Raw genomic sequence first — 24,143 nt, forward strand, 5'->3', positions numbered from 1 at the left:
GTTTCGTGAATTTCTCAGCGCGGTGGATCGAGGCGGTGCACCAGCTCAGCGACGTCGACGCTGTATTCGCACCAGTCCCGGTCGGGGCGGTAGCCCAGCTCAGCGTTGACCTTCAACATCGCCTCGTTGGCCTGCGCGTTCCAGGTCTGCACCTCGATCAGCTCCGGCTCGGCGGAGCGCAACTCCAGCAGCATCCGCGCCTTGATCGCCCGATCGATGCCGTAGCCCCGGTGATCCTGCGCGACGATCGTGTCGTACTGGTCGGCGCGGGTCGGGTGCTGTGCCGGCACCACCACCTCGGTCAGGCCGGCCACCTCGCCGCTCTGCTCGTGCCGGGCGAGCACGATGTACGGCTTCATGCCCCGCCGGTGCAGCGTGTCGAGGCTGTCCCGCAGTCGCTCCGGGTCGTAGGAGCTGGGGCGCAGCTCACCGTCGTCGACGTCGCGCACCTCGGCCTTGGCCCGCGCGTACGCCTCGATCAGGTCGTCCGGCGGCCCGCCCGGGAAGAACTCCAGCTGGTAGCCCGCCCCGATGCCGGTGGCCATCTCGGCCAGCTCGGCCCAGTCCACCGCCGTCAGGTCGAGCACGCTGCGCGTCTCCACGTACTCCCGGGTGAAGCCGAGCGACTCGTAGAACCCGACCGCCGGCGTGTCGCCGACAACCTCGACCCCGATCGACTGGAAACCCTCCTGGTAGACCCGGCGCGCGGCACGCAGCACCAGGTCACGGCCGAGGCCGGTGCGCCGCGCGGACGGGTGCACCAGCACCTCGAGCACGCCGATGTCACCCAGAAGGAGTACGTGCACCTGGCCGATCACAGCGCCCGTGTCGCCCGGATCCGTCGGCTCGGCCTGGGCGATCCAGGAGATCCGCCGCTCGCCGGGCATCACCTCGGCGAGGTACTCCCGCAGCGAAGCCTCCCGCCAGGGCGGATCCTGCGGCAGGTCGGCCGCCAGGACCGCGTTCAGCGTGGCCAACAGCGACGCGATCTCGGCGGACGACGCGGTCCTGGGGTCCCACTCGCGCACCATCACCCGTCTAGCTTGCCGCTAACAGAGGCCCGGGGGAAGTGTCCAGTTCTCCAACGTATCGAGACGATCACTTCACTAGCGACTGGCCCGTCCGTACCGGTTCGCGGTGTCGTAGACGTCCTGGGCGTACCGCCGTACATCGTTGTAGGAGAGGATCGCGTTCCACCAGTCGCCCGCGATGCTCAGGTTCCGGCCGCCCTTGCAGAGGTAGTTCCCCGCTGCCAGGGCCGCGTCGTCCAGGTCGTGCGGGTCCTTGACGCCGTCGTTGTCCGCGTCCGCGCCGATCTCCTGCCAGGTGGTCGGGATGAACTGCATCGGCCCGATGGCGCGGTCGAGGGTCGAGTTCCCGTCGAGCGCCCCACGGTCGGTGTCGATGATCCGCATCCGGCCGTCCTTGCCGTCCAGCGGCAGCCCGAAGATGTTGGGTACCGCCTTGCCGTCCTGCCCCAACTGCGCCCCGTTGGTCGAGCCGTGATCCGATTCGACCTTTCCGATCGCGGCCAGCGTGGTCCAGCTCAGCGCACAGCTGCGGTTGGTCTGGGCGAGCACCAGCTCGGCGTACCCGTACGCCTGCATGGCCACCGCCGGGACACCGACCTTGGCACCGACCTGCTGCGCCCAGCCGGCCAGGGCGTCCGACGGTCGGCCGCCGACCACCGACCCGGTCGGCAGCCCGTTGCCGGGCAACCCGCCGGTGGGCAGCGGAAGGGTCGGCAGTGGTCCGGTCGGCAGCGGCCCGGTGGGCAGCGGGCTGGTCGGCAGGCCGGAGGGCATCCCAGGCGCTGCCACCCCGCTCGGCGCGGCCGAGGCGTCGACGGCGACCGGGCGCGGTGCACGGATCGTGGCCGGTACGAGCAGCGCTCCCACCGCACCGGTCGCCGCCACCAGTGCCAGCAGGAAGACACCGGGCAGGGTCAGCCGACCACTCGGCCGGCGCGCCCAGGCGCGGGTCGCCTGGGTCGCTGCGGCTGCTGCCCGACGGGGCGGCAGCCGTACCGCGTGCGCGAACTGCACCCGCCGTCGGCGCGCCGGGTCGGACGCCGGCACGGCCGGGATCTCATCCACAGTGGTCTTGGCCGGACCTGCGGCACCGGTCTTCGCGGCGTCGGCGGGCGCGTCGGCGCTCGACGCGCCGGCCGCCTTCGACGCGGCCGGACCACTGGCGCTGCCGTCCGCCTCCGCGGCGTCGGCTTTCGCGGCGTCGCCCTTCGTGGCGTCGGCGTTGGCTGCCGCGGCCAGGGGGTCGGCCGCGGGGCTTGCGGTCGGGACTGATCCGGCCGGAACCTCCGTGCCGGTGGCGCGGGAGTCCGCTTCGGACCCGGCGGAGTCGGCTGCGGAGGACTTCACCGCTGGCGGAACCGCCGTGGCGGCTGGTGGCGTGGTGGTCGCTGGCGTGCTCGACGCGCCGGCGGAACGCCCGCTCAGCCAGGGGCGGCGGGGGCGGGGCACCTTGCGCGCCTGGTCGGGCGCGGCCCCGGAGCCTTCGAGCGGCCCGTCCAGCGGCGCGGCCGGTCGTAACGGTTGCACACGCGTGTCGTCCTCGCCGTCCACCACCTGTCGAGTATCACCCATGCTCCGCGAACCGTCAGATCCACGTACCCTGGGTGGCATGCCCCGGTACGAGTTCCGCTGCCGCGCCTGCGGCGACACCTTCGAGGTCAACCGTTCGATGGCGGCGGCCGGCGAGCCGGCCAGCTGCCCTCAGGGACACGCCGACACGGTCAAGCTTCTTTCCGCGGTCGCGGTCACCGGTCGCAGCGGTGGTGGTGCTCCGGCACCCGCCGCTGGTGGTGGTGGCTGCTGCGGCGGCGCCTGCGGCTGCTGATCGGGTCAATTCGCCGCCGCCTGGTGGGCCAGCCTTGCCGGGAGCGGGTCCGAGTGGCACGTTGAGGCGGCACTTGCCCGGCCGTTCTCACGATGTGTGATCGTTCGGACTCAGGCAGCATGAACCCGACGTCACGGGCGGAGGTTCCTCGCATGTCGCCACGGATCCAGCTCCCGAGCGGTTGGGTGACCTTCGTATTCACTGATATCGAGGGCTCCACACGGCTGGCTCAGCTGCTCGGCCCGGACTACCGCCCGGTGCTCGCCGAGCATCGACGGCTGCTGCGCCGCACGCTGGCCAGCACCGGTGGCGCGGAGCTGCTGACCGAGGGCGACTCGTTCTTCCTGGCCTTCGAGGAAGCTTCCGCGGCGATGACCGCGTGCCTGACCGCTCAGCGGGCACTGTCCAGCCACGACTGGCCCACCCCCGAGGCCGCGCCCCGGGTGCGGATGGGCCTGCACACCGGCTATGCCGAGCCACGCGACGGCGAGTACGCCAGCGCCGAGGTGCACCGGGCCGCCCGGGTGGCGGCCGCCGCGCACGGCGGGCAGGTGCTCTGCACGGCGTCCACCGCCCGTCGGGCCGAGCCGATGCCGCCGGGTGCGACCCTGCTCGACCTGGGGCTGCACCGGCTACGCGGCTTTGACGACCGTGAACGGCTGTTCCAACTGGTCGCACCGGGTCTGGAGCGACAGTTCCCCCGGCCCCGCACCGCCGACGCGGTGCCGCACAACCTCCCCACCCAGGTCACCTCGTTCGTCGGCCGGCAGGCCGAGCGCATCGAGCTGAGCCTGCTGGTGCGTCAGAACCGCCTGGTCACCGTGCTGGGCGCCGGCGGCGCGGGCAAGACCCGGCTCGCGGTGGAGTTGGCCAGCGGAGTTGTCGAGGCGTACCCGGACGGGGTCTGGTTTGTCGACATCGCCTCGGTGACCGACCCGGGGTTGGTGGCGTTCGCCATCGCCGCTGTGCTCGGCCTGCGTCCCGAGCCCGGTCGGCCGATGCTGGACACCCTCGTCGAGTACGCGGCCGGCCGTCGGATGCTGGTCGTACTGGACACCTGTGACACCCAACCGGCCGCCTGCGCCGAGGTGATCGCGCGGCTGCTGTCCGGTGGAAGCGGCGTACGGGTGCTTGCCACCAGTCGCGAGTCGTTCAGTCTGCCCGGCGAGGTGGTGTGGCGGATTCCGCCGCTCTCGGTCGACCCGCGCGCGGACGGCGCGGAGAGCGACGCGGTGGCGCTGCTGCTGGACCGTACGGCTGCGGCCCGTGGTGGTCGGCAGCCGGACCCGGCCGAGTCCGCCGACCTGCGTCGGGTCGTGCAGCGGTTGGACGGCCTGCCGCTCGCCATCGAGCTGGCCGCCGCCCGGCTACGGGTGCTCTCGGTCGGTCAGCTCGCCGAGCGCCTGGACGACGTCCTCGGCACCCTGGACGCCGGCCGGGAGGACCCGGATCCGCCGCCGGTGGAGCGGGGCTGGTCCGGCAACCAGCAGGACACCGTGGACCTGGTCGCCGCGGCGGCCGGAGCGTCGCCACCCTCACCGGCCAGCCGAGCGGTGCATCGCTCGGCCACCGAACGGCATCTGACCATGCAGGCCACCGTCACCTGGTCCTACCGGACGCTGGGGCCCCGGGCCGCCCGCCTGCTGCGGTGGCTGGCGGTCTTCGCCGGCCCGGTGGATCTGGCGACGGTGGAGTGGCTGCTGGGTGACGATCCGCTGGACCCGCTGTCGGTCCTTGTGGACAAGTCGATGGTGTTGGCCGAGCCGCGTGCCTCCGGCAGCACCTACCGGATGCTCGACCCCATCCGGGCGTACGCGGCGCGACGGCTGGCCGAGGCGGGCGAGGAGCAGGCCGCCCGGGACCGGCACGTGGCCTGGTCGGCGCACGCGTTGGACCGGGCCCACCTGGGCCAGGACGGCCGGCCGGTGACGCTGTCGCTGTATGCCCTCGATCCACTGGCCGGGGAGCTGCGCGCCGCGCTGCGGTGGTGCGCCACCGGCGGCAGCGCCCGTGCGGGTCTCGGCCTGGCGGGTGGGCTTGACCAGTGGTGGCTGGAGCGGGGCCTGGCCCGCGAGGGGCGGCTGTGGCTGTTCCGGCTGTACGGACGGATCGCTGAGACGGGGGAGCGGATCCCGGAGGCGGAGCTGGCTGCGGCGTACCACATGCATTCGCTGCATGCCAGCGCCGACGGTGAGTTCGCCGAGGAACTGCGCTACTCCCAGCGGGCGGAGGCAGCGGCCCGGCAGGCCGGCGACGCCGGGTTGCTGGCTCGGGTGCTCGCCGGCCGGGCGGCACCGCTCGTCGACATGGGGCAGTTCGCCGAGGCCGAACGGGTGTGCCGGGAGGTCATCGACTGGGCGCACGGGCAGGACGTGGTCGGTGAGGCTCTGTTCGCGGTCTTCAGCCTGGCCGAGCTGCTCTGGCGGCGGGGTGCCCTGGAGGAGGCCGCCGAGCTGCTGGGCGCGGTGCGCCCGGTGGAGGCCGCCCGGCCCGTGGAGCGGGGCCGGCGTTCGGTGGACATGCTGCTCGGCATGGTCGCGCTGGCCCGCGGCGACGTGATCGCCGCACACGAGCATCTGCTGGTGGCGCTGCGCTCCCGGATGGGTCACGGCTACCACGGGCGGGCGTGCGACACCTTGAACGCGATAGCGGTGCGCTGCGCGATCGGCGGGGAGCGGTTGACCGCCGCCCGCCTGTTCGGGGCGGCGCAGGCCACCCGGGCGAGCATGCGGGCCACCCCCGGCATCTTCGGCGGTTACTGGGCCGAGCAGCAGGGGGAGTTGCGCGCGGTGCTGGGCGACACGGCCTTCGACGACGCGTACGGCGAGGGTGCGGAGCTGGGGCTGGACGAGGCCGCGGCGCTGGCACTCGACGTGGAACACCCGGACCTGGCGGCGGACTCGACCCGCTTCAGCACCGGCCTGTCCCAACCAACCCCCCGCCGTCCCGCCGACCCCGACCGCCACCCAGCCACCCGAACCGAACGCGCCTAACCCCACCCACCCTGCCCTGCCCCCGCGCCCCCGCCCTGCCCCGCCGATCTTGCACTTTCTGTCGTGAGATACCGGTGTCAAAGCGGCATATCGACAACCGAAAGTGCAAGATCGCGGGGCGCGAGCGCGGGCGCGGGCGCGAGGCGCCAGGTGCGAGGGCGCGGGGCAGGGCTCGGGTTGCGGGGTTAGTGGGTTGCGGCGTTGGCTTCGGCTTGGGCCTTCATTCGGGCGGCGCGGTCGATGTCGGCCTGCTGGACGGCCGCTACCGAACCGAAGATGCTGACCGCCTGGTAGTAGGTCCAGGCCAGGCTGTAGCAGGCCGGTCGGACGACCGAGTTGTACGTGGTGCAGACGCGCTTCAGGTCCTCGTAGAAGGCGTTGTCGAGGCGGGACTTGTTTGCGGAGAACTGGCCGACCGCCTTGTAGTTGCGGTAGCCGAAGTCGTGCCGGTAGCAGCCCAGGTTGAAGGTGAAGCCGAGCGGGTTGTCCGGGCTGGACGAGCAGTAGTCGGTGGACCAGTTGAAGTTGTAGTCGGCCCAGGGTGCCCGGTTGACCCGGGCGCTGTTCCACGAGTTGTAGCTGGACGCGCTGGTCTGGGTCCAGCTGGACAGCACGGAGAGCTTCTGGGCGGGGGTGACGGCGGCGGCGGGTGAGGCGATGGCGAGGGTGGCGAGCAGCGCTGACGCGCCCGAGGCGAGCAGGGTGGCGAGACGTCGGGGCACGGGTTACCTCCGCGGGGGTGAGCGGGTGGGACGGAAGTTACCGGCGGGTTACCGGATGTCGATGAGTGTCGATCAGCTGATCAACTAGGTGGTATGCGCATCGCCAACTATTGGTGACATGCGTCGAAACAGACGAATGCCCCGGACGCACGGGGCGTCCGGGGCATTCAGAGAGAACGGTCAGCGCAGGACGAATGCCGGCGGGCTGGCGGGGCTCTCGTTGGCCGACCGGTCCACCGCGGTCAACTGGTAGGTGTAGCGCCGACCGGGCTCGGCCGAGGTGTCCACCCAGGACTGGACGCTGCCGGGCGTGGCCCGGACGGTGTCGACCAGGTGCGCGGCGTCGGCAGTGGCGCACCGGCCGGGCACTGTGGTGCCGTCGAACCGGTAGATCGCGTACGAGGTGGCGGTGCCGAGCGGGCCGACGCCGTCGGCGGGCTGCCGCCAGGTGAGCCGGACGCCGTCGGCCTGCCGGGTCGCCTTGGTGACCACCGGGAAGAGCAGCGGTCGCGCCGGCAGGTGGGGCATGGCCGGCACCAGCGCCGGTCGGGAGTAGTGCTCACTCGCGTAGATGTCGGTGGCACCGAGCCGGTTGGCCCGTACCTGCACCGCGGAGAAGTGCACGTTGCCCTGCACCTCCGGGTACGACCGGTTGAGCGTCAGGTGGTCGGACAGCTCACGCGAGTTCTGCCAGTACGGCCCGTACGCCGGGTCTCCGCTCTTGTAGTCGGCCTGGCCGATGTAGAGCTGCACGCGGGTGCCGCGCACCGTCTCGGCCCACCACGGCACGAGGCGCGCGTAGTCGGCGGCTGGGTACTGGCCGATGTACCAGTAGAGCTGCGGCACCACGTAGTCGACCCACTCCTGCTTGATCCACTTACGGGTGTCGGCGGAGATGATGTCGTACGACTGGCTGCCGGTGGTGTCCGAACCGAGCGGGTCGGCGGTCTTGTTACGCCAGATGCCGAACGGGCTGACGCCGAACTTCACCCACGGCTTCGCCGCCTTGATCTTGCCGTTCATCTCCTGGATCAGCAGGTTGATGTTGTCCCGCCGCCAGTCGGCCCGGTCGGTGAAGCCCCGGTTGTGGGCCGCGAAGGTCGCGTCGTCCGGCACCTGGTACGTGCCGCTGGGGTAGGGGTAGAAGTAATCGTCGAAGTGGACGCCGTCGATGTCGTACCGCTTGACGGCGTCCATCATGGCGGTCTGGACGAACTCGCGTACCTCGGGGATTCCGGGGTTGTAGTAGAGCCGGCTGCCGGCCACGCCGGCCGGTGGGTAGGCGAAGGCCCAGTCGGGGTGCTGCTGGGCCGGGTGGCCGGGGGCGAGCTGGGCGAGGTCCGCGCCGGCGCCACCGGGGGCCGGCATGGAGACGCGGTACGGGTTGAACCAGGCGTGGAACTCCAGGTTCCGCTTGTGCGACTCGTCGACCAGGAAGGCCAGTGGGTCCCAGCCCGGGTCCTGGCCGCGTACTCCGGTCAGGTACTCCGACCAGGGCTCGTACGGCGAGGGCCAGAGCGCGTCGGCGGTGGGCCGGACCTGCACCACGACGGCGTTGTGGTGCAGTCGCCCGGCCAGGTCGAGCAGTTCGCGGTACTCAGTCTGCTGCGCGGCGATCCGGTCGGGGCTGGTCTGGGACGCCTTGCTGGGCCAGTCGATGTTGACCACCGACGAGATCCACATGGCCCGGAACTGCCGTTTCGGGGTGGCCGGGTCGGTGGCGCAGGTGGTGGTGGTGTCGGCCGCGCTGGGCGCGGCGCTCGCGGGGGTGGCGGTGACGAACGTACCGAGCAGGGCTGTGACCAGCCCGGCGACTCCGAGTCGGGTGGCTTTCATGCGGTGTGTCCCTTCGTTGGGGCTCCCGGATGTTTCGCGCGGTGCGCGGCAAGATTCGCCGTCGATGTCCGCATCGCTGGTAGGAAATTTTCACAATCTCGCCGACGCCGCAAGAGTTCGTGGTTGACCAATCGCTCCGCTGGGTAGCAACGCCGGTCACCGGCCGCCACGGGGTGGTCGCACGGTGGGAGGGGTGACCGGGTGTCCGTGCTGCGCACAAAACCAATCAAGGACGTGATAGCCCAGGGCGAGGCGGACGGCAGCGACGGCCAGTTGGGGCTGAAGCGACGGCTCGGCGCGATCGACCTCACCGGCTTCGGCATCGGCATCGTGATCGGCACCGGCATCTTCACGCTCACCGGAATCGAGGCCCGGGACAGCGCCGGGCCGGGCGTGGTGATCTCCTTCGCCATCGCCGGCGTGGTGGCCCTGCTCGCCGCCCTCTGCTACGCCGAGCTGGCCTCCAGCGTGCCGACCGCCGGCAGCGCCTACACCTACGCGTACGCCACGATGGGCGAGATCGTCGCCTGGATCATCGGCTGGGACCTGCTGCTGGAGTTCGCGCTCGGCGCCGCAGTGGTGGCCCGAGGCTGGTCCGGCTACCTCGCCGAACTGCTCGACCTGCCGACCCGATGGTTCGGCGAGGAGGGCAGCACCGTCAACGTGGGCGCCATCGCCATCGTGCTGATCCTCGGCGTCGTGGCGATCGTCGGCATCCGGGAATCCGCCCGGATCACCAACCTGCTGGTGCTGGTCAAGGTGGCCATCTGCGTCTTCGTGGTGGTAGCCGGGCTGTTCTTCGTCAAGGCCGCCAACCTCACCCCGTTCATCCCGCCGGCCGAGCCCGCCGGGAGCGGCGACGACGGCATCAAGCAGCCGGTCACCCAGGCGCTCTTCGGGCTTGAGCCGTCGGTCTTCGGCTTCGTCGGGGTGCTCAGCGCCGCCGCCGTTGTCTTCTTCGCGTACACCGGCTTCGAGGCCGTTGCCAACCTGGGCGAGGAGACGCGCAAGCCCAAGCGGGACCTCACCCTGGGTCTGCTCGGCACGCTGCTGATCTCCACTGTGCTCTACATCGGCGTCTCGCTGGTGGTGGTCGGGATGGTGCCGTACACCGAGATCGACCGGGGCGCCCCGATCGCGTCGGCCTTCGAGTCGGTCGGCGCGGGTTGGGCCGCAGTGCTGGTCTCCATCGCCGCGGTCGCGGGCCTGACCAGCGTCATCCTGGTCGACCTGGTGGCGATGGGCCGGATCGGCTTCGCCATCGCCCGGGACGGCTTGATCCCGCCCTCGATCGCGAAGGTGCACCCGCGCTGGGGTACCCCGTACCGGATCTCGGCGATCATGACGGTGGCGGTCGCGCTGCTGGCCGGCTTCCTGCCGCTGTCCGCGCTGGCCGACCTGGTCAGCATCGGCGCGCTCTGCGCGTTCGTCCTCGTCTCGCTGGCGGTGCCGATCCTGCGCCGCAAGCGGCCGGACCTGGAGCGGCCGTTCCGGGTGCCGTTCTCACCGGTGCTGCCGATCGTCTCGGCGCTGGCCTGCTTCTACCTGATGCTCAACCTGTCCGTGGAGACCTGGCTGCGGTTCCTGGCCTGGATGCTGCTCGGCGCGCTGATCTACTTCGGCTACGGCTACCGCCGCAACCGGCTGGCCCAGCACGAGCCCGCCGTCGCTCCGACCCCCCGTGAGCCGACTGCCTGACCCGAAGGTGCGGAAGGGCCCGATCGGCGGGGCCCTTCCGCGCGACCCGCGCAGCCATGACCAGTCCCTGGTGGCGTCCGCGCCGGCCTGGCACCGCGCGGACGGCGCGGCCGCGATGCGGGGCCGTCGCCCGCCTGGCCGTCCAACTCCTCGCCAATCGCCTGGACGGTGACCGCACCGACCCCGCCCAGGAACTCCGCGCCCCCCACCGCCTGGAACTCCGTGAGTTGACCCGGATCAGCTAGTCGAAGAAACGGGCCAGGTGGGACTGGGGTGCCGGGTCGGCGTCCGGGGGGAGGGGCGTCAGGTCGGCGAAGATCGAGGCGCCGTCGCAGCCCGCGTGCAGTGGGTACCAGCGCGGTGTCCCCGGTGGCCGCAACTGGCAGATCCCCTTGAAGGTCTGCACGTCCATCAGCCGGACGTGAGTCGGGTCGGCCACCGCGTTCACATGCCCCCACCAGGGGCTCATCACGTGCAGCACCCCACCGGGGCGGAGCACCCGGTGACACTCGTCGACCAGCGGCAGGAAGTCGATCAGGTGCTCCAGGATGTGCACCGCGAAGAGGACGTCCACCGAGTTGTCGGCGAGTGGCAGCGAGCCGGACAGGTCCGCCACCGCATCCACGCCGGGCGCCGGGTAGATGTCCAGCCCCAGGTTGCTCGACCACTGCTTGGTCGGCCCACAACCGAGGTCCACCACCACCGGTGCCCGCCCGCCGATGCCGACCCGGCACCAGACGCCGTAGACACCGGCCAGCCGTCCGACCAGCTCACGCACCAGCCGTAGCTGGGCGGGCTCGGCGACATCACCGCTCAGATGCGCCACCCCCCGGTCGAACCTCACTTCGACCGCCAGGCCCCGCAACCGATCATCATGCTGGACCTGATCCGCCCATGCCTGGGCGAGGAAATCATCTATCGCCCGCAGCCGGTCGGCCGAGGGCGGAGTCTGTGCCAAAGCGACCATTCGGGCCACCTCCCGCCGCGCGATACCCGCAATCCCGCCCGTTATGCCCCACTCGTCCACCTCGCCGTCCGTTGAGGCGCGGTCCGCCCACGCGCGTGTCGCGCCTTGCGGGCAGATGCGCAGTCATCGTGATGTCACACAGTCATCACGATGACTCCACGACATCAGGGTCAACCCAGGCAGGCGCTTCAGGCCGGCAGGCGCTTCAGGCCGGCATGCGCTTCAGGCCGGCACGCCTTTCACGCTGGGCACGGGCTTCGCGCAGGCATCGGCTGAGCGGCCGGCATCGGCTGAGCGGCCGGCATCGGCTGAGCGGCCGGCATCGGCTGAGCGGCCGGCATCGGCTGAGCGGCCGGCACCGGCTGAGCGGCCGGCACCGGCTTCGCGCCCGGCACCGGCTGAGCCGCGAAGCGGTCCACGCGGCTGACCCCGACGCACGGAGGGCAGGTCGCCTCGCCGCCGGCCGGGGAGGGGGTCGCCTCGGAGCGGTCGGGTCAGCCGGAGATGGTGCGTCGGCCGCCGCGCATTCGCTGGCGGGGTGGCGGGTCGGCGGGCTTCGGCCGCTTCAGGTGGTAGCGGTGCAGTTCGTGGTTGCCGGGCAGGGACGGGTCCTCGCTCATCGCGACCAACTCCCAGCCCTGATCGCCGGCCCGGTTCAGGTGGGCCAGCGAGGTGTCGCCGTACGGCGTCACGTCGACCATCGAGCCGTCCGGGCCGTACCAGACGAAGACGACCTCCCAGCCGAGGTCGGTGGTCGCGGCCTGGCGGCGGCGGACCAGCAGGGCGTACTCCCACTTGAGCATGGCGTCATTCTCACCCCGCGCCGGCCCGCGGGCACGGATCAATCCTCGGCGATCCGCCCGGCGTCGACCCGCAGTCGCCGGTTGGTCTCGATGGCGGCCAGCATCCGTCGGTCGTGAGTGACCAGCAGCAGCGTTCCGGGGTAGCTGGCCAGCGCCGATTCGAGCTGCTCGATGGCGGGCAGGTCCAGGTGGTTGGTCGGCTCGTCCAGCACCAGCAGGTTGACCCCACGGCCCTGGAGCAGGGCCAGCGCGGCCCGGGTCCGCTCACCGGGGGAGAGGGTGGCCGCCGGCCGGGGCACGTGCGCCCCCCGCAGGCCGAACTTGGCCAGCAGGGTCCGCGCGTCCGCCGGCGACAGGTGAGGTACGGCCGCCTCGAACGCGTCGATCAGCGGCATGTCGCCGAGGAACAGCCCGCGGGCCTGGTCCACCTCGCCGATCACCACGCCGGGCCCCAGCGAGGCGGTGCCCTCGTCCAGCGGCAGCCGGCCCAGCAGCGCGGCCAGCAGGGTGGACTTGCCCGAGCCGTTCGCCCCGGTCACCGCGACCCGGTCCGCCCAGTCGATCTGGAGGTCGACCGGGCCGAGGGTGAAGCCACCGCGGCGTACCACGGCTCCGCGCAGCGTGGCCACGACGGCGCCGGCGCGGGGCGCGGCGGCGATCTCCATCCGCAGCTCCCACTCCTTGCGGGGCTCCTCGACCACGTCGAGCCGTTCGATCAGCCGATCGGTCTGCTTGGCCTTGGCGGCCTGCTTCTCGCTCGACTCGGCTCGGAACTTGCGGCCGATCTTGTCGTTGTCGGTGGCCTTGCGGCGGGCGTTCTTGACGCCCTTCTCCATCCAGCCACGCTGGGTCCGGGCCCGAGCCTCCAGCCCAGCCTTGGTCTCCGCGTACTCCTCGAAGTCCGCGCGGGCGTGCCGGCGGGCCACGTCGCGCTCCTCCAGGTACGCCGCGTAGCCGCCGCCGTAGTGATTGACCTGCTGCTGCGGCAGGTCCAGCTCCAACACCCGGGTCACCGTGCGGGTGAGGAACTCCCGGTCGTGGCTGACCAGCACCGTGCCGGCGCGCAGCCCGGTGACGAACTCCTCCAGCCGCTCCAGCCCGGCCAGGTCCAGGTCGTTGGTCGGCTCGTCGAGCAGGAACACGTCGTACCGGCTGAGCAGCAGCGACGCCAGCCCGGCCCGGGCCGCCTGACCGCCGGAGAGCCCCGTCGTCGGGTGGTCCAGGTCGACCGCGAGCCCCAGGTCGGCGCTCACCTGCTCGGCGCGCTCGTCCAGGTCCGCGCCGCCGAGGGCGAGCCAGCGCTCCAGCGCGTCGCCGTACGCGTCGTCGGCGCCCGCCGCTCCGGCGGTCAGCGCCTCGGTCGCCGCGTCCAACGCCGCCTGCGCGGCGGCCACCCCGGTCCTGCGGGCCAGGAAGTCCCGTACCGTCTCGCCCGGTCGCCGTTCCGGCTCCTGCGGCAGGTGCCCGACGCTCGCGGTGGGTGGGCTGAGTCGCACGCTGCCGGCCTCGACCGGCAACAACCCGGCGAGGGTACGCAGCAGCGTCGACTTGCCGGCCCCGTTCGGCCCGACCAGCCCGACCACGTCGCCGGGGGCGACCACCAGGTCCAATCCGGCGAAGAGCGGGCGGTCGCCGTGCCCGGCGGCCAGGTCCTTGACGATCATCGTGGCGCTCATCAGGACGGCAGCCTATCCGGCCGCCTGCATATCACCGCTCCCCAGCGGGCAGACTCAACGACGTGGTGACCACACTGGCGATCGACTGTGGCGGCGGGGGCATCAAGGCGTCCGTGCTCGACGAGGCGGGAACGATGCGGGCCCGGCCGTTGCGGGTGCCCACCCCGTACCCGTTGCCGCCCGCGCTGTTTGTCCGGACCCTGCTGGATCTCGGCGGGCGCCTGCCAACGGCGGACCGGCTCACTGTCGGCGTACCCGGGATGATCCGGCACGGAGTGGTCGTGAGCACGCCGCACTACGTGACCCGCAGCGGCCCCCGCAGTCGGGTCGACCCGGACCTGCTCGCCGAGTGGTCCGGCTGGGACGCGCGCGGCGCGCTGGCCGACGCGTTCGGGGTGCCGGCGCTGGTGCTCAACGACGCCGAGGTGCACGGTGCCGGAGTGGTCGCCGGCACCGGCTGCGAGTTGGTGCTGACCCTGGGGACGGGGCTGGGCAGCGCGCTCTTCGACGGCGGGGTGCTCGCACCGCACCTGGAGCTGTCGCACGCGCCCGTGCGCTGGGGCACCACCTACGACACGTACGTCGGCGAGCCGGAACGGCGGCGGCTCGGCGACGCCTTCTGGTCCCGTCGGATCCGGCAGGTGGTGGACGGGCTCCGCCCGGTGTTCCGCTGGGACCGGCTCTACCTGGGTGGGGGCAACTCCCGACTGATCCGGCCCGAGCAGCTGGCCCGGATGGGCGACGACGTGGTGGTGGTGCCGAACACCGCCGGAATCGTCGGCGGTGTCCGCGCCTGGGAACTTTCCGCCGGACGACGCAACGCCCGCACCTGACCGTTCGACGCCTCTTCGGCGGCCGTCGGCGGCCGGAAGTGACCTGATCTCGACCCCGGGAACAGTCGCCAAACGTCCGGTGTTGTGCCAGCGTCGGAACAGGTGACGGTGCGACCCGAGGAGGTGGCAGATGGATCTTCTGGCGGACTACCGGCGGGCGACCATGTTCTTCGAGACCGGTGACCCCAGCGGTGCAGCCCGACTGCTGGAGCCGATCATCGACGCCGAACCCGGCAACGCTGCGGTCCGGCAACTACTGGCCCGGGCGTACTTCCAGTCGGCCCAGCTCAACCGGGCCGAGGAGCACCTGCGTGAGCTGGTCGAACGGGACCCGAGCGACCACTACGCGCACCACGTGCTCGGTCGGACGCTGGAGCGGCTGAACCGGCACACTGACGCGCTGCGGCACCTGCGGATCGCCGCAGCGATGTACGCGGCCAACGACGACTACCGGACCGCGCTGGAGCGGGTGGAGACCCGAGTGGGCGGCCGGCGCTGAGCGTGCGAGTCCACGTGGCAGGGGCGGTCCTTCGGGGCCGCCCCTTCGTCGTCGTCGGGCGACCTGGCGGACGTGCCTAGGATGGCGGACATGGGACCTGACCGGCCGGGGGCTGCGGCATGAAGCTCAAGCTGGACCTGCACGAGATCTTCAACAAGGGCCAGGACATCGACCGGGCGTTGCGCGGGATCATGGACGAGGCGGTGGCGAAGAAGGCCACCCTCGTCGAGATCATCCCCGGCAAGGGGTCCGGCCAGCTCAAGAAGCGGGTGCTGCGGTTCCTCGACCAGAAGGACGTCAAGCAGCTCTACCACCGCGTGGAGAAGGACTCGAAGAACTTCGGCCGCCTCTTCGTCCACTTCCGCTGGAAGTAGAAGCGGCATAGCTGCTGACCTGCATAGCAAGCCGCTGTCTGGGCCGATGAACCATGATCATGCCGTGTCCAGGCCGTCAAGGGCTTCCGGAGCAACATCGCTGCCCTGGTCCTCACCGAGTGCCTTGTCGATGGCCCGGCGGGTGCGATCCTCGCTGGCCGGCAGTAGGTGGGTGTAGGTCCGGAGGGTGAAGCCTGGGTCCGCGTGGCCCCGGTAGGCCGACAGAGCCCTGATGCTCTCCGCCGTCCAGGAGGACCGAGATGACCGTGGGGGAGGAACTGCCAGGATGGCGACCGCCCCAGCCAAGGAGAGCAGGTCGACCGGCGCAACGGAAGCAGGCCGAGGCCGAGCGGGGGCGAAGCCTCTCCTGGGTCCGCCGCGCTGGTCCGGGTCCTGCCCCTCAAGTACCGGCGCGGCGTTGGGGTTGTCACGGACGTTCTGGGCAAGCGCCGGCATGGCGAGCTGCGTAAGCAATGGCGGTCTGTCGACGTGCCGTCGTGGTGCGGCATCCACGTCCGGGCAGATGCCTGCCAGAAGCGGCCACGCTGACTCGCACGTATGTACGATCGCTCCGTGGTGCGAGAGCTAGAGGGCCGCTGGTGGAACGGTGTGTGGGGACGACTCACACGGCGTGACGTATGGCTTGCCAGGGAAGTCCAATGGCACGTGATCGCCCGCGCTGACGATTCGGAGACCGGCAAGGTGCTCCGGTGGAAGTTCGACGCAGAGGGCGAAGCCCGGCAGATGGTGAAGCGTCTAGTCTAGGCCGACGGCGGCCAATGGGGGGCGAACCGGTGACCTCGCTACCCAGCCTTCCGCATCGTGCTCAGGGGGATTTCGCGGTGCTATTCGATAAATGCGCTTGCCCCTCTGTTTGATGTTGATCTTTAGTGGTGGATCCAGCTCGCGAATCTTCCGGCAGACGGCCCGTATCAGCTTTAGTAAGCCTCGCGGCTTTCGGTAGCTGGTAGTGGTCGACGATACGACGCATGTCCTGGACCTGACGATAAAGGTCTTCTACGGGGCGCGGGAAACTTGGCCACCACCGATCGAGTATTTGCCCCAAGTTCGTTATCCACTCCTCCGCGAAGCCAATATCCGGAAGGCTGTCGGCCCAGGTGGCTACTTGAAAGACCAGGTCCCGGAGTATTCGGTCATCCTCGTCGCGTGGCCAAATGCTGGCTTCGTCCAAATCTTCAAGGGTAAAGACCAAGTTTCGCAGGCCCTTTCGCGCCGCGGAGACGAAGCGCGTGTCGCGGCGGCGTTGATGATCCGAGAGGCCCGCCCATCGGCCACTTCGTCCCTCACTGTTGTCGACCGTATGAGCAGCAAAAAACCTCGGCCAAGTTCGGGGATCAATCTGGCTTAATTGATCATATCCGAGCTGAGCATCCGCGAAGTTCGCATTCTTGATTGTTGCCCGGTGCATCCTGCAATTAGTCAAATTCGCGCCACGAAAATCGGCGCCCGTTAGGTCCGCCCTGTCAAGCCTGGCCCCTCGGAGGCTTGCGCCCCAGAGCCGCGCGCCTACCAGTCGGCTTGCTTGAAGTTGCGCTGCAACCAGCCCCGCCTCCGAAAAGTTGACGCTGTTCAGATTGGCTCCGTTAAGTCGAGCTTGCAGCAGGTTTGCCCGTTGTAAGTCCGCCCCAAGAAGCGACGCTTCCTGCATTCTTGCCCGTGTAAGAATGCTGCCCCCTAATTGCGCGGCGAATAGGGTGGCTCTTTGCAGATTAACCCCTGCCATATGTGCCCATTGGAGATTTGCATTAGAGAGGTCGGCGCGCCGCAAGCACGCACCGGTAAGCGTCGTGCTTTGCAAAAATGCGCTGAAAAGGTCGGCGTCTTCGAGGCAAGCACCGGCGAAGCTTGAACCTTGAAAGCTTAAGCCTCGGAGGTCCACGCGCCGGAGGCAGGTGCCTGAGAAGTTGAGCTTTTCTGGCTCTAACCTTCGCGGTCTTCTCCCTAGAACCGTGAGGGCAGCCTGGACGTCTGCCGCAACCGGAGCTCCGCTGCAGACGGTGCCGTCAACGACGCGCGTTGACTCTCTAATGAAGGTGGCGAGAATTTCTACAATTGTCATGTGATCAACCGGCGACTCTCGCATTAGATGCTCAAGAGCATGTATCGCCCCGAGTCGTTCGGTGAGGCGCTCCGACGCGAGATGTGGGATGGCTTTCATGTATCGATCGGCCTGCTGCCCACGTCGGCTCAGATAGTACGTTCCTGCGGTGAAAGCTAGGCCGATAGCTGCTGCCGTCCCGGCGGTGGCTGCCAGGAATGTTTGACGAGTGCTGTTGACCGCAGCTGCTCTGTCCTTATCGCCTGACGTTGATAGCTCACTAACTGGTCCAAGCAGGAGCGCGAGGAAGAGTCCTAGGGCACCTAGCGTCAGGCACGCCGTGAGTACAGAAGGGGTGCCCCTGCGGCGCTCAAGCATCCCATCAGCCTCAAGCATCGGATAGCGGACCTCAAGGCCCTTGTGTGAGAAGTTCTGTACGAGATCAAGGCGGCCCACTTCGCGGGCCGTGCGCGCCGCCGAACCTGGACCGGGCCGATGGCCCGCCGCCGCGCCTCTGGCCTTCGGCCGCCGCCGCAACGATGACAGCCCGCCGGCGGCGCGACATACGAAGAAGCCCCGGGCCGCCATGATCGATGACGGTTCCGGGGCTTCAAGTTTGGTCGAGACACAGACAGTGCCTCCGGCGAAGCGCTCTGGGATGGTGGCACCATCCCGACAACCTCCGTCCGGGCAAAGCCGAGCAGGTGGGGCCCACCTGGCCAAGGTTGTTCAGACGGTGGGGCGCTCCACCTTGACCAGGCAGGCCCCACCAACTCCACAAGGTGCGGACGAAGGCTGACGGGATGGCTAGGGAGGTGTAGCAGGGCTGATTGGGGCTCAGTTCTCCGGCGAAGCGGTATCAAGACTTGGGGGCGTAGCCTGACGCACAATCCGGAGAACTTCGGGTATCCGGACGGAGTCGTGCGCCAAGTTTAGATAGTCGAGTCCGTTATCGAGTGTCGTGTCATCAAAGTGATCCTTGAAGTACTGAAGGCGACCTTCGCAGTCATCGATTATTTCGGACCAGGATTTCACCCAGACTCGAACCGAGGCGCTTCCTATCCTTTTATCCCAGACGCATCCCTTTGGCCGGTCATCCTGTTCGGCCTCGGCTGCGGCGAAGTCGTCCATCTTTTTGGTGACCAGCCAGAAGTCCCATTCAGTTTTCACGTTGGAGAACCGGTCGTCCCTGATCACCGCTAGTGCATAGGATTTGATCTGGCCGAGTTCCTTGTCGCCAACCGTTACTTTGGGAGCCTTGAGCTCGACGACGAGATGTTGTCGCCGATCATGATCGCGCTTGGCGCGCGAAAGCATCAGGTCGACAATCCCCACTCGCCCGTCGTGGCGAAGCACTGGTTCACCCGACTCTTCTGCGCGCCGAAGGAGATGGAGGTGCTGTGCTAGGACGGCGTCGAGTGATTGATCACTAACGAGGAGAGAAAACTGGTCGCCAAATATCCAGGTCTCATTCTCAAGGATTTTATGTAGCTGTGAGCGCTCTCGAACCAGCTTATATGTTTCCGGATCAAACACCATGTGGGCAAGTGCGCGTAAAAAGTCAAGACGGTTGGTGACGGCGGTCGAAGCTTTGATCAGGCTTGATAGGCTTGTCCTGTTAAGAAGGCGATCCAGTTCGGCCTTGTCGTCGCTAGTGAGCCTAAAGATGTCGTCAAGAATCCGATTCGTGTGCTCTGGCTGGAGCTTTACAGTCTCCTTGAGGAGCTGGAGCATCGCTCTTTGGTGCTTGAGCGGCCGGGGGATCTGTTGATGGACAGTGGTGGCGACGAGGTCGAATGTCTCCCGCTCAACCTTTTCAGTCTCGCTCGATGGCTCATCCTTATACGGATAAACCTCGGCGCGCTTCCATTGCTCCACGACCTCATGGCGACGCTCGCGGATTCTAATTTTAAAGTGTTCTTTGAGCTGGTCTTTGGCGGCTAGTATCAGGGGTGCAACCGGGGTGTCTGCTTCCGGTCCGAGAAGGTGCTGTCCTTGGTGGTGAGCCATCCCGTCCCAGCTGACATACGCCGTGAAGACGAAGCCAGGTGCTTGTATTCCCGGTTCTAGAATATCAACCGTCATGCCGTTCGAGTCACACAAGCGCAGCTCACGATTCGTCTTAAGTGACCATTCAATGATTCGGATTGAAGCAGCATGCGGGCGGTCCTCGAATTGAAATCCGAAATCGTGAGTGGTGTCCTTGAGAATTGCTGACTCAGGGTCGAGCCTGACGTCATCGTAAATAATTTCTACATCGCGGTATGCTATTAGATATGGCGCGAACTCCGTCGTCAGCCTTGGGATTGCTTTCTCTCGTTCAAGATCTCTCAGCTTCGGCGTTTGAAGCCCGGCCGCCTCGAAAACTGTGCCTGGCGCTTGATCGGTCGGGCTGGGATCGCTAATGATGAAGTCATTCCGGGCGGCAGCGGTTGCTTCAACTATCGTACGTGCCCGCCCTTGAATACCTTCCCCAACCGTGGTCCACCGGATCCTGGTACCGAGCGCGAAGCCGCGCAAGCGACCTTGGCCCGCGTTGCCGTGTAGATATCGGCCACGGTCGGGTGTTTTAGAGGCGAATTTTTTCCAGGAGCCGCCGAGTCTCTCGAAGACCTTGGTAGTTGAGTCGGGGTTGATCCCCGTTCCGTCATCCTCGATGACCACTTTCTCGATCGCGCCGAGCGCTGTTCTTTCGAAGCGAACGTCCACTTCGGTGGCGTCGGCGTCTAGGGCGTTCCAGACCAACTCTTTGACTGCGCCGACTGGGTCGTTCTCGTAGGCGATCCGCTGGACAAAGTCCTCTGCTGCCTCAAGGTGTACGCGCCGCATCCGTCGATCCTGCCAGGATCCGTCACTCTGTGCCTCCGTCACACGTACGATGCGGAGTTGTCGGGTATCGGATTCACGCGCCTGCTTGTGTTTCCTTACCGGCGTGACGCTTCCTTGTCGGGACCGTCGTGAGGGTCGTCGGGCGCTTGAGTAGGCGCTCAAGCCGGGGGCGCGCCAGTACAGCAGCGAACTACAGCAACCGACGGCACCTGGCGGGACCGCACAAGGCGTCTCTATGCCGTCGGCCAGTGCAGCGGGTCGATCGAGACCGCGTTGCCGACCTCTGGGGGTCAAGAGGTCGCGCCGGGGTCGAAGATCATCGGGCACAGTTCCGGCACAACCGGGACCGACAAGCCGTGTCAAACGTCGAGAGGCGTTGGCGACGGTTGCGCAGGGCAGCCCGACGATCCGTCCGATAGCAGATGATCTATCAAGCTCGAAGGTGCAAGGGGTTCAAATCCCTGGATCATTGGCCGCCGCGCTGTTCCTGCAAGGCGATGAGGGCTGCTTCGACTCGTAGTCCCACACCCGTCAGCACGAGCAGGCTGGCCAGGACGTAGCCGCCGGTTTGAGGGTTCTCCGGACTGACCATGAGCAGGGCGATCAGCAGACCGGCTCCGAGCGCTACGTTGCCGCCGACTCGGGTTGATCCACTGCGGGTGTACCGGAGATCCATGTCGCTCACGATAGCGAGGGGGCTGAGCCCCAGGTTGCCCCGAACTCGCAGGTTCGGGTTCGTCCCTGCCCGACGCGAATCGCCAAGATCATGCCGTTTCCGGGCCGTCTAACGAGAGCAAGCAGTGACCATCGTTGACCATCCATGTCAGGTCTAGCAGCAGCTCAGACACTCGGTCGCCCGGTTTGGTTGCCTACGCCCCTAGGCTAGATCAATACCGCTGGAAGTAGCGCCCAAAGGCGAGTGTTCTGCGCGACCAGCCCGTCCAGCCACCGATCCTTGGTCTAGGTAGATCGCGTCGAAGTTAGATCCCATCTAGCTTCGAAGGATCGGTTCGGTTTGGCGTCGGATGGATCTTCGTCGTGTGGTGCGGCGGTGCGTCTGCGCCAGCGGTCGGATACTGGGCTGGTGACGGAGAAGCAGGTTACCGAGCCGACGCGGTGGACGATTCACGGTGAGCGGGTGGTGGACGGCAGCCGGCGGGCGCGGTTGAGCATCGCCGAGGTGGAGCTGCCGGACGGGGTCCGTTTCGAGCAGTACGTGATCCGGGCGCCCCGATCAGCCATGGTTGCGGTGCTTGACGAGCAGGAGCGCCTGCTGCTGATGCGGCGGCACCGGTTCGTGTTCGACAGGTGGGTGTGGGAGTTGCCCGGGGGTTACGTCGACGACGGTGAGCAGCCGGCGAGCTGTGCGGTCCGGGAGGTCGAGGAGGAGACCGGCTGGCGTCCGGGTGCGGTGGAGCCGATGCTGTCGTTCCAGCCGTGGGTGGCGACCGCGGACGCGGAGAATTTGTTGTTCCTTGCGCGCGAGGCGACACATATCGGTTCGCCGGTGGACGTCAACGAGGCCGAGCGGGTGGCCTGGATGCCGTTGACGGAAGCGCGGGACCTCGTGTCTCGGGGTGAGATCGTGGGATCCGGGACGGTGATCGCGGTGTTGGAGCTGGTCGCGCGCAAAGCCCGGGGTGAGCTGTAGTCAGCGGCGTTGACCGAGGGTCACGTCGACACGGTTGATGAAGTGTCGAACGGCTGGCCGGCGGCGGTGCGCTGTGAGTTCGGTTTGCAGGTCGCGTAGGTACCGGACGGCTCGGGCTGATCGCAGTTGAGAGGTCAGCGTGAGGGCTTTGGCCCCGATGACGCTGGCGCGATCGGGCTCGCCGTTATGGGCGTGGATGGATGCGAGAAGAGTGAGATTGAAGGCCTTTCCGCGTACGTAGCGTTCGTCCATCTGCAGGGAGCGTGCGGTGAAGCGTTCGGCCTGCTGGTAACGGCCGAGGGCATGGAAGCAGTGGCCGAACTTGGCTGACAGGTACGCCTCGTCGAAGTAGCCGAGCCATTGCGGGTCGCTGCTGCGGTCGGCCCGGTCGAGGGTCTGTTCTGCCTGGTGCAGTGCGGTGGTGCAGGCGCGTTCGTCGCGTGCGGCGGCGTGGGCATGAGCTTCCATGACCAGCGCCTCGGCGGTCAGCACTGCGAGGCCGGCGCGTTGTGCCGCCTGCCGTGCGGCGCGAGCGAGGTCGACGCCGCTGGCGTTGTGACCGAGGTAGGTGGCTTGGTGGCTCATCGCGGCGAGGATTTCGGCGCCAAGCCCAGCGTCGTCGGCAGCTTGGGCGAGGTTGAGGGCGTGGGTGAGGTAGCGCTGAGCGAGGCCGTGTTCGGCCGTGTCATATGCCTGCCAACCGGCGAGCTGAGTCAGTTCGGCGACGGCGGCCAAGAGCTTTCGGCCGGTCGCCGGATCGTAGCGGCCCTCGGTCAGCAGGGGCGTGACCTCGCGGTTGAGGTAGCGGGCGAGGGTTTCGCGGGCGTGGCCACCCCCGTGCTGGTTGTCGAGTCGCCGGTAGGTGGAGGTCATCTCGCGGATGGTGTCGATGTCGGGTTGACCGACTGAGCGGTGACCTTTCTGTGTGACGGGTTGAGTCGTGGGGGCGGTGAACCAGCGCAGCGCCGGCAGGGTGTAGCCAGCGGAGCTGAACACTGTCTGACGGAGCATGTCTCGGCGGTTCACGTCGCCTTCCCATAGCTGCGTGGCGGCGCGGACGTCCTCACGCCAGGATCGGTCATCTGGCACGTCACCCCTAGGGCTGCCGGGGATGAGGTGACGTTCTTGGTGGCGCGGTGCGAGGCCGAGCGACATCCGGGTGTCGTCCGGCATACCGCAGCCGTCGGCGATCCGCTCCAGCACGTCGATGGAGGTGACCTTCCGGCCCGCGATCACCCGGCTGACATAGCCCTGTTCCAGGCCGACGACGGCCCCGATGCGCGTCTGACTAGCCCCCGTATGCCGGGCAAGCAGCCGGAACAGAGTGCCGATGTCGCGGACACGCACTGCGGTCCTGACGTCCTCCCGCGCCCAGAAGCCGTCCGGAGTCTGAAGCTGGTCGACTGGCACAACCGGTCCTACCCGTCGTCGACTGACTACGCATCGTGCTCAACCTGGAGCCTAGGTCTGGTGCCCGCGCAGGTCGAGCCGCTCATGTCACCGTGACATGGCTAGCGGACATGGCCCAGAGGCCGCAGCCGGCAGGACCGTCTTGGGCATGTTGTTCGATATCGACAACCCACCGGTCGAGCCGCCCGACGGCTGCCGCCACCGGCTGCTGTGGCGTCTGTGCCGAGCACTGTGGGAAGACCACCGCCCCGACCGCTGCCTCATCGTTGGCCGCGTCCACGACGACCAACTTGTGTCGTGCCGCCTGGCGAGCCTCGCCGTAGAAGGCCTGCGAACTGCTGGCGGCGAGCAGTCCGCCGCGTCACAGCTGTGGCTCGATATCGCCCGGAGCCGGATCGCCACGGGTGACCTCAACCTCATCGCCGTCATGGCGGAGGCAGGTTGGCACCGTAGCCGTGCGGGTCTGACGGAGTGAAGATGGCTGCTATTCACGGCCTGGCGGCCCTCATCGACCACGCCCAGAATCAAGTCGCCGCTGCCGACGAGCTTCTGAACCGCCACGACCAGGTCGGGCTCGACCTGTGCCGATGCGGCCGGCCGCATCCCTGCCCCGAGCGACTGGGATGGCTCCAGAGGCGGGCGCACTTCGTACACCTCATTGGCGACCTACGGTGACCACCCACGGCCCGGTGCTGCCAATCTGGACCTGCGGAGGCTGCAATGCGGCCTGGCCCTGCCGGACCCGACAGCGAGAACTACGCGCTGAGTACGAGGGCGCAGCCGTCTCCCTGGCGCTCTACATGGGTGCTCAACTGGTCTGCGCCTCGCGAGACCTGACCTGGGTGCCGGCGGGGGTTCTGCACCGTCGCTTCCTGGGTTGGACGCGGTGAGCATCTTGGGCGGCGGTCAGAGGCTGGGGATGAGGAGTCCGCACACG

General features: G+C 68.4%; 20 protein-coding genes. 9 read left to right on the plus strand and 11 right to left on the minus strand.

Annotated features, from left to right (window positions below):
* Window positions 1–14 precede the first annotated feature (14 nt).
* Both AB0B68_RS01810 and AB0B68_RS01815 read right to left on the minus strand, forming a co-directional pair.
* On the minus strand, window positions 15–1,031 hold the full coding sequence (locus AB0B68_RS01810; protein WP_355006076.1) for a GNAT family N-acetyltransferase: 1,017 nt from the start codon (window positions 1,029–1,031) through the stop codon (window positions 15–17).
* Between the two features lie 75 nt (window positions 1,032–1,106).
* On the minus strand, window positions 1,107–2,603 hold the full coding sequence (locus AB0B68_RS01815; protein ID WP_357257398.1) for a lytic murein transglycosylase: 1,497 nt from the start codon (window positions 2,601–2,603) through the stop codon (window positions 1,107–1,109).
* Window positions 2,604–2,640: 37 nt separating this feature from the next.
* Here AB0B68_RS01815 and AB0B68_RS01820 point away from each other — a divergent pair, with 37 nt between their 5' ends.
* Window positions 2,641–2,856, plus strand: a complete 216-nt coding sequence (locus tag AB0B68_RS01820; RefSeq protein WP_357257400.1) for a zinc ribbon domain-containing protein — start codon at window positions 2,641–2,643, stop codon at window positions 2,854–2,856.
* Window positions 2,857–3,008: 152 nt separating this feature from the next.
* Window positions 3,009–5,849, plus strand: a complete 2,841-nt coding sequence (locus tag AB0B68_RS01825; protein WP_357196451.1) for an NB-ARC domain-containing protein — start codon at window positions 3,009–3,011, stop codon at window positions 5,847–5,849.
* 185 nt (window positions 5,850–6,034) lie between these two features.
* Here AB0B68_RS01825 and AB0B68_RS01830 read toward each other — a convergent pair whose 3' ends face one another.
* Together AB0B68_RS01830 and AB0B68_RS01835 are read right to left on the minus strand one after the other, a co-directional pair.
* Window positions 6,035–6,571 carry a phospholipase gene (locus tag AB0B68_RS01830; RefSeq protein WP_357196448.1) on the minus strand — a complete coding sequence of 179 codons (537 nt, stop codon included), beginning with the start codon at window positions 6,569–6,571 and terminating at the stop codon, window positions 6,035–6,037.
* A 180-nt stretch (window positions 6,572–6,751) separates the two neighbouring features.
* Complete coding sequence (locus AB0B68_RS01835) at window positions 6,752–8,407, minus strand: family 10 glycosylhydrolase (RefSeq protein ID WP_357257402.1); 1,656 nt, start codon at window positions 8,405–8,407, stop codon at window positions 6,752–6,754.
* A gap of 201 nt (window positions 8,408–8,608) precedes the next feature.
* Between AB0B68_RS01835 and AB0B68_RS01840 the strand changes: the two genes are divergently transcribed.
* On the plus strand, window positions 8,609–10,105 hold the full coding sequence (locus AB0B68_RS01840) for an amino acid permease (protein WP_355005742.1): 1,497 nt from the start codon (window positions 8,609–8,611) through the stop codon (window positions 10,103–10,105).
* A 241-nt stretch (window positions 10,106–10,346) separates the two neighbouring features.
* On the opposite strand, the gene AB0B68_RS01845 is transcribed toward AB0B68_RS01840, so the two are convergent.
* The 3 genes from AB0B68_RS01845 to AB0B68_RS01855 all read right to left on the minus strand — a co-directional run bounded on the left by AB0B68_RS01845 (window position 10,347) and on the right by AB0B68_RS01855 (window position 13,551).
* On the minus strand, window positions 10,347–11,072 hold the full coding sequence (locus AB0B68_RS01845; protein ID WP_357257404.1) for a methyltransferase domain-containing protein: 726 nt from the start codon (window positions 11,070–11,072) through the stop codon (window positions 10,347–10,349).
* A gap of 494 nt (window positions 11,073–11,566) precedes the next feature.
* Window positions 11,567–11,875: a hypothetical protein gene (locus AB0B68_RS01850; protein WP_357196436.1), complete on the minus strand. Its 309-nt coding sequence runs from the start codon at window positions 11,873–11,875 to the stop codon at window positions 11,567–11,569.
* A 38-nt stretch (window positions 11,876–11,913) separates the two neighbouring features.
* A complete protein-coding gene (locus AB0B68_RS01855; RefSeq protein ID WP_357257406.1) occupies window positions 11,914–13,551 on the minus strand; it encodes an ABC-F family ATP-binding cassette domain-containing protein in 1,638 nt (545 codons plus the stop codon).
* A 62-nt stretch (window positions 13,552–13,613) separates the two neighbouring features.
* Between AB0B68_RS01855 and AB0B68_RS01860 the strand changes: the two genes are divergently transcribed.
* The 3 genes from AB0B68_RS01860 (at window position 13,614) to AB0B68_RS01870 (ending at window position 15,257) form a co-directional block, all read left to right on the plus strand.
* On the plus strand, window positions 13,614–14,384 hold the full coding sequence (locus AB0B68_RS01860) for an ROK family protein (RefSeq protein WP_124860484.1): 771 nt from the start codon (window positions 13,614–13,616) through the stop codon (window positions 14,382–14,384).
* Window positions 14,385–14,514: 130 nt separating this feature from the next.
* Window positions 14,515–14,883, plus strand: a complete 369-nt coding sequence (locus tag AB0B68_RS01865; protein ID WP_355005736.1) for a tetratricopeptide repeat protein — start codon at window positions 14,515–14,517, stop codon at window positions 14,881–14,883.
* Window positions 14,884–15,002: 119 nt separating this feature from the next.
* On the plus strand, window positions 15,003–15,257 hold the full coding sequence (locus AB0B68_RS01870) for a Smr/MutS family protein (protein ID WP_007465523.1): 255 nt from the start codon (window positions 15,003–15,005) through the stop codon (window positions 15,255–15,257).
* A gap of 826 nt (window positions 15,258–16,083) precedes the next feature.
* On the opposite strand, the gene AB0B68_RS01875 is transcribed toward AB0B68_RS01870, so the two are convergent.
* From AB0B68_RS01875 to AB0B68_RS01885, 3 genes are all read right to left on the minus strand, one after another.
* The gene (locus AB0B68_RS01875) at window positions 16,084–17,157 is read right to left on the minus strand and encodes a pentapeptide repeat-containing protein (RefSeq protein WP_357257408.1); all 1,074 of its coding nucleotides are present in this window, start codon (window positions 17,155–17,157) and stop codon (window positions 16,084–16,086) included.
* A gap of 996 nt (window positions 17,158–18,153) precedes the next feature.
* A complete protein-coding gene (locus tag AB0B68_RS01880; RefSeq protein ID WP_357257410.1) occupies window positions 18,154–20,145 on the minus strand; it encodes an ATP-binding protein in 1,992 nt (663 codons plus the stop codon).
* 466 nt (window positions 20,146–20,611) lie between these two features.
* Window positions 20,612–20,821: a hypothetical protein gene (locus tag AB0B68_RS01885; RefSeq protein ID WP_357257412.1), complete on the minus strand. Its 210-nt coding sequence runs from the start codon at window positions 20,819–20,821 to the stop codon at window positions 20,612–20,614.
* Between the two features lie 408 nt (window positions 20,822–21,229).
* On the opposite strand from AB0B68_RS01885, the gene AB0B68_RS01890 reads away from it, so the two are divergent.
* Window positions 21,230–21,796 (plus strand): NUDIX hydrolase, encoded by a 567-nt coding sequence (locus AB0B68_RS01890; protein WP_357257414.1) that lies wholly within the window; start codon window positions 21,230–21,232, stop codon window positions 21,794–21,796.
* On the opposite strand, the gene AB0B68_RS01895 is transcribed toward AB0B68_RS01890, so the two are convergent.
* On the minus strand, window positions 21,797–23,206 hold the full coding sequence (locus AB0B68_RS01895) for a helix-turn-helix transcriptional regulator (RefSeq protein WP_357257416.1): 1,410 nt from the start codon (window positions 23,204–23,206) through the stop codon (window positions 21,797–21,799).
* A 148-nt stretch (window positions 23,207–23,354) separates the two neighbouring features.
* Between AB0B68_RS01895 and AB0B68_RS01900 the strand changes: the two genes are divergently transcribed.
* Together AB0B68_RS01900 and AB0B68_RS01905 are read left to right on the plus strand one after the other, a co-directional pair.
* Complete coding sequence (locus AB0B68_RS01900; RefSeq protein ID WP_357257418.1) at window positions 23,355–23,681, plus strand: hypothetical protein; 327 nt, start codon at window positions 23,355–23,357, stop codon at window positions 23,679–23,681.
* Between the two features lie 196 nt (window positions 23,682–23,877).
* Window positions 23,878–24,096 (plus strand): hypothetical protein, encoded by a 219-nt coding sequence (locus tag AB0B68_RS01905; RefSeq protein WP_357257420.1) that lies wholly within the window; start codon window positions 23,878–23,880, stop codon window positions 24,094–24,096.
* The last annotated feature ends 47 nt before the right edge of the window (window positions 24,097–24,143 follow it).

This window comes from Micromonospora sp. NPDC049049, assembly GCF_040649115.1.
In the GTDB taxonomy this organism is placed as follows: Bacteria; Actinomycetota; Actinomycetes; order Mycobacteriales; family Micromonosporaceae; genus Micromonospora.

What these genes read in the sequence shown, in the direction of transcription:
- AB0B68_RS01810 (WP_355006076.1), bottom strand. Translation starts at nt 1,031, where the DNA reads ATGGTGCGCGAGTGGGACCCCAGGACCGCGTCGTCCGCCGAGATCGCG.
- AB0B68_RS01815 (WP_357257398.1), bottom strand. Translation starts at nt 2,603, where the DNA reads ATGGGTGATACTCGACAGGTGGTGGACGGCGAGGACGACACGCGTGTG.
- AB0B68_RS01820 (WP_357257400.1), top strand. Translation starts at nt 2,641, where the DNA reads ATGCCCCGGTACGAGTTCCGCTGCCGCGCCTGCGGCGACACCTTCGAG.
- AB0B68_RS01825 (WP_357196451.1), top strand. Translation starts at nt 3,009, where the DNA reads ATGTCGCCACGGATCCAGCTCCCGAGCGGTTGGGTGACCTTCGTATTC.
- AB0B68_RS01835 (WP_357257402.1), bottom strand. Translation starts at nt 8,407, where the DNA reads ATGAAAGCCACCCGACTCGGAGTCGCCGGGCTGGTCACAGCCCTGCTC.
- AB0B68_RS01845 (WP_357257404.1), bottom strand. Translation starts at nt 11,072, where the DNA reads ATGGTCGCTTTGGCACAGACTCCGCCCTCGGCCGACCGGCTGCGGGCG.
- AB0B68_RS01850 (WP_357196436.1), bottom strand. Translation starts at nt 11,875, where the DNA reads ATGCTCAAGTGGGAGTACGCCCTGCTGGTCCGCCGCCGCCAGGCCGCG.
- AB0B68_RS01855 (WP_357257406.1), bottom strand. Translation starts at nt 13,551, where the DNA reads ATGAGCGCCACGATGATCGTCAAGGACCTGGCCGCCGGGCACGGCGAC.
- AB0B68_RS01865 (WP_355005736.1), top strand. Translation starts at nt 14,515, where the DNA reads ATGGATCTTCTGGCGGACTACCGGCGGGCGACCATGTTCTTCGAGACC.
- AB0B68_RS01870 (WP_007465523.1), top strand. Translation starts at nt 15,003, where the DNA reads ATGAAGCTCAAGCTGGACCTGCACGAGATCTTCAACAAGGGCCAGGAC.
- AB0B68_RS01880 (WP_357257410.1), bottom strand. Translation starts at nt 20,145, where the DNA reads ATGCGGCGCGTACACCTTGAGGCAGCAGAGGACTTTGTCCAGCGGATC.
- AB0B68_RS01885 (WP_357257412.1), bottom strand. Translation starts at nt 20,821, where the DNA reads ATGGATCTCCGGTACACCCGCAGTGGATCAACCCGAGTCGGCGGCAAC.
- AB0B68_RS01900 (WP_357257418.1), top strand. Translation starts at nt 23,355, where the DNA reads ATGTTGTTCGATATCGACAACCCACCGGTCGAGCCGCCCGACGGCTGC.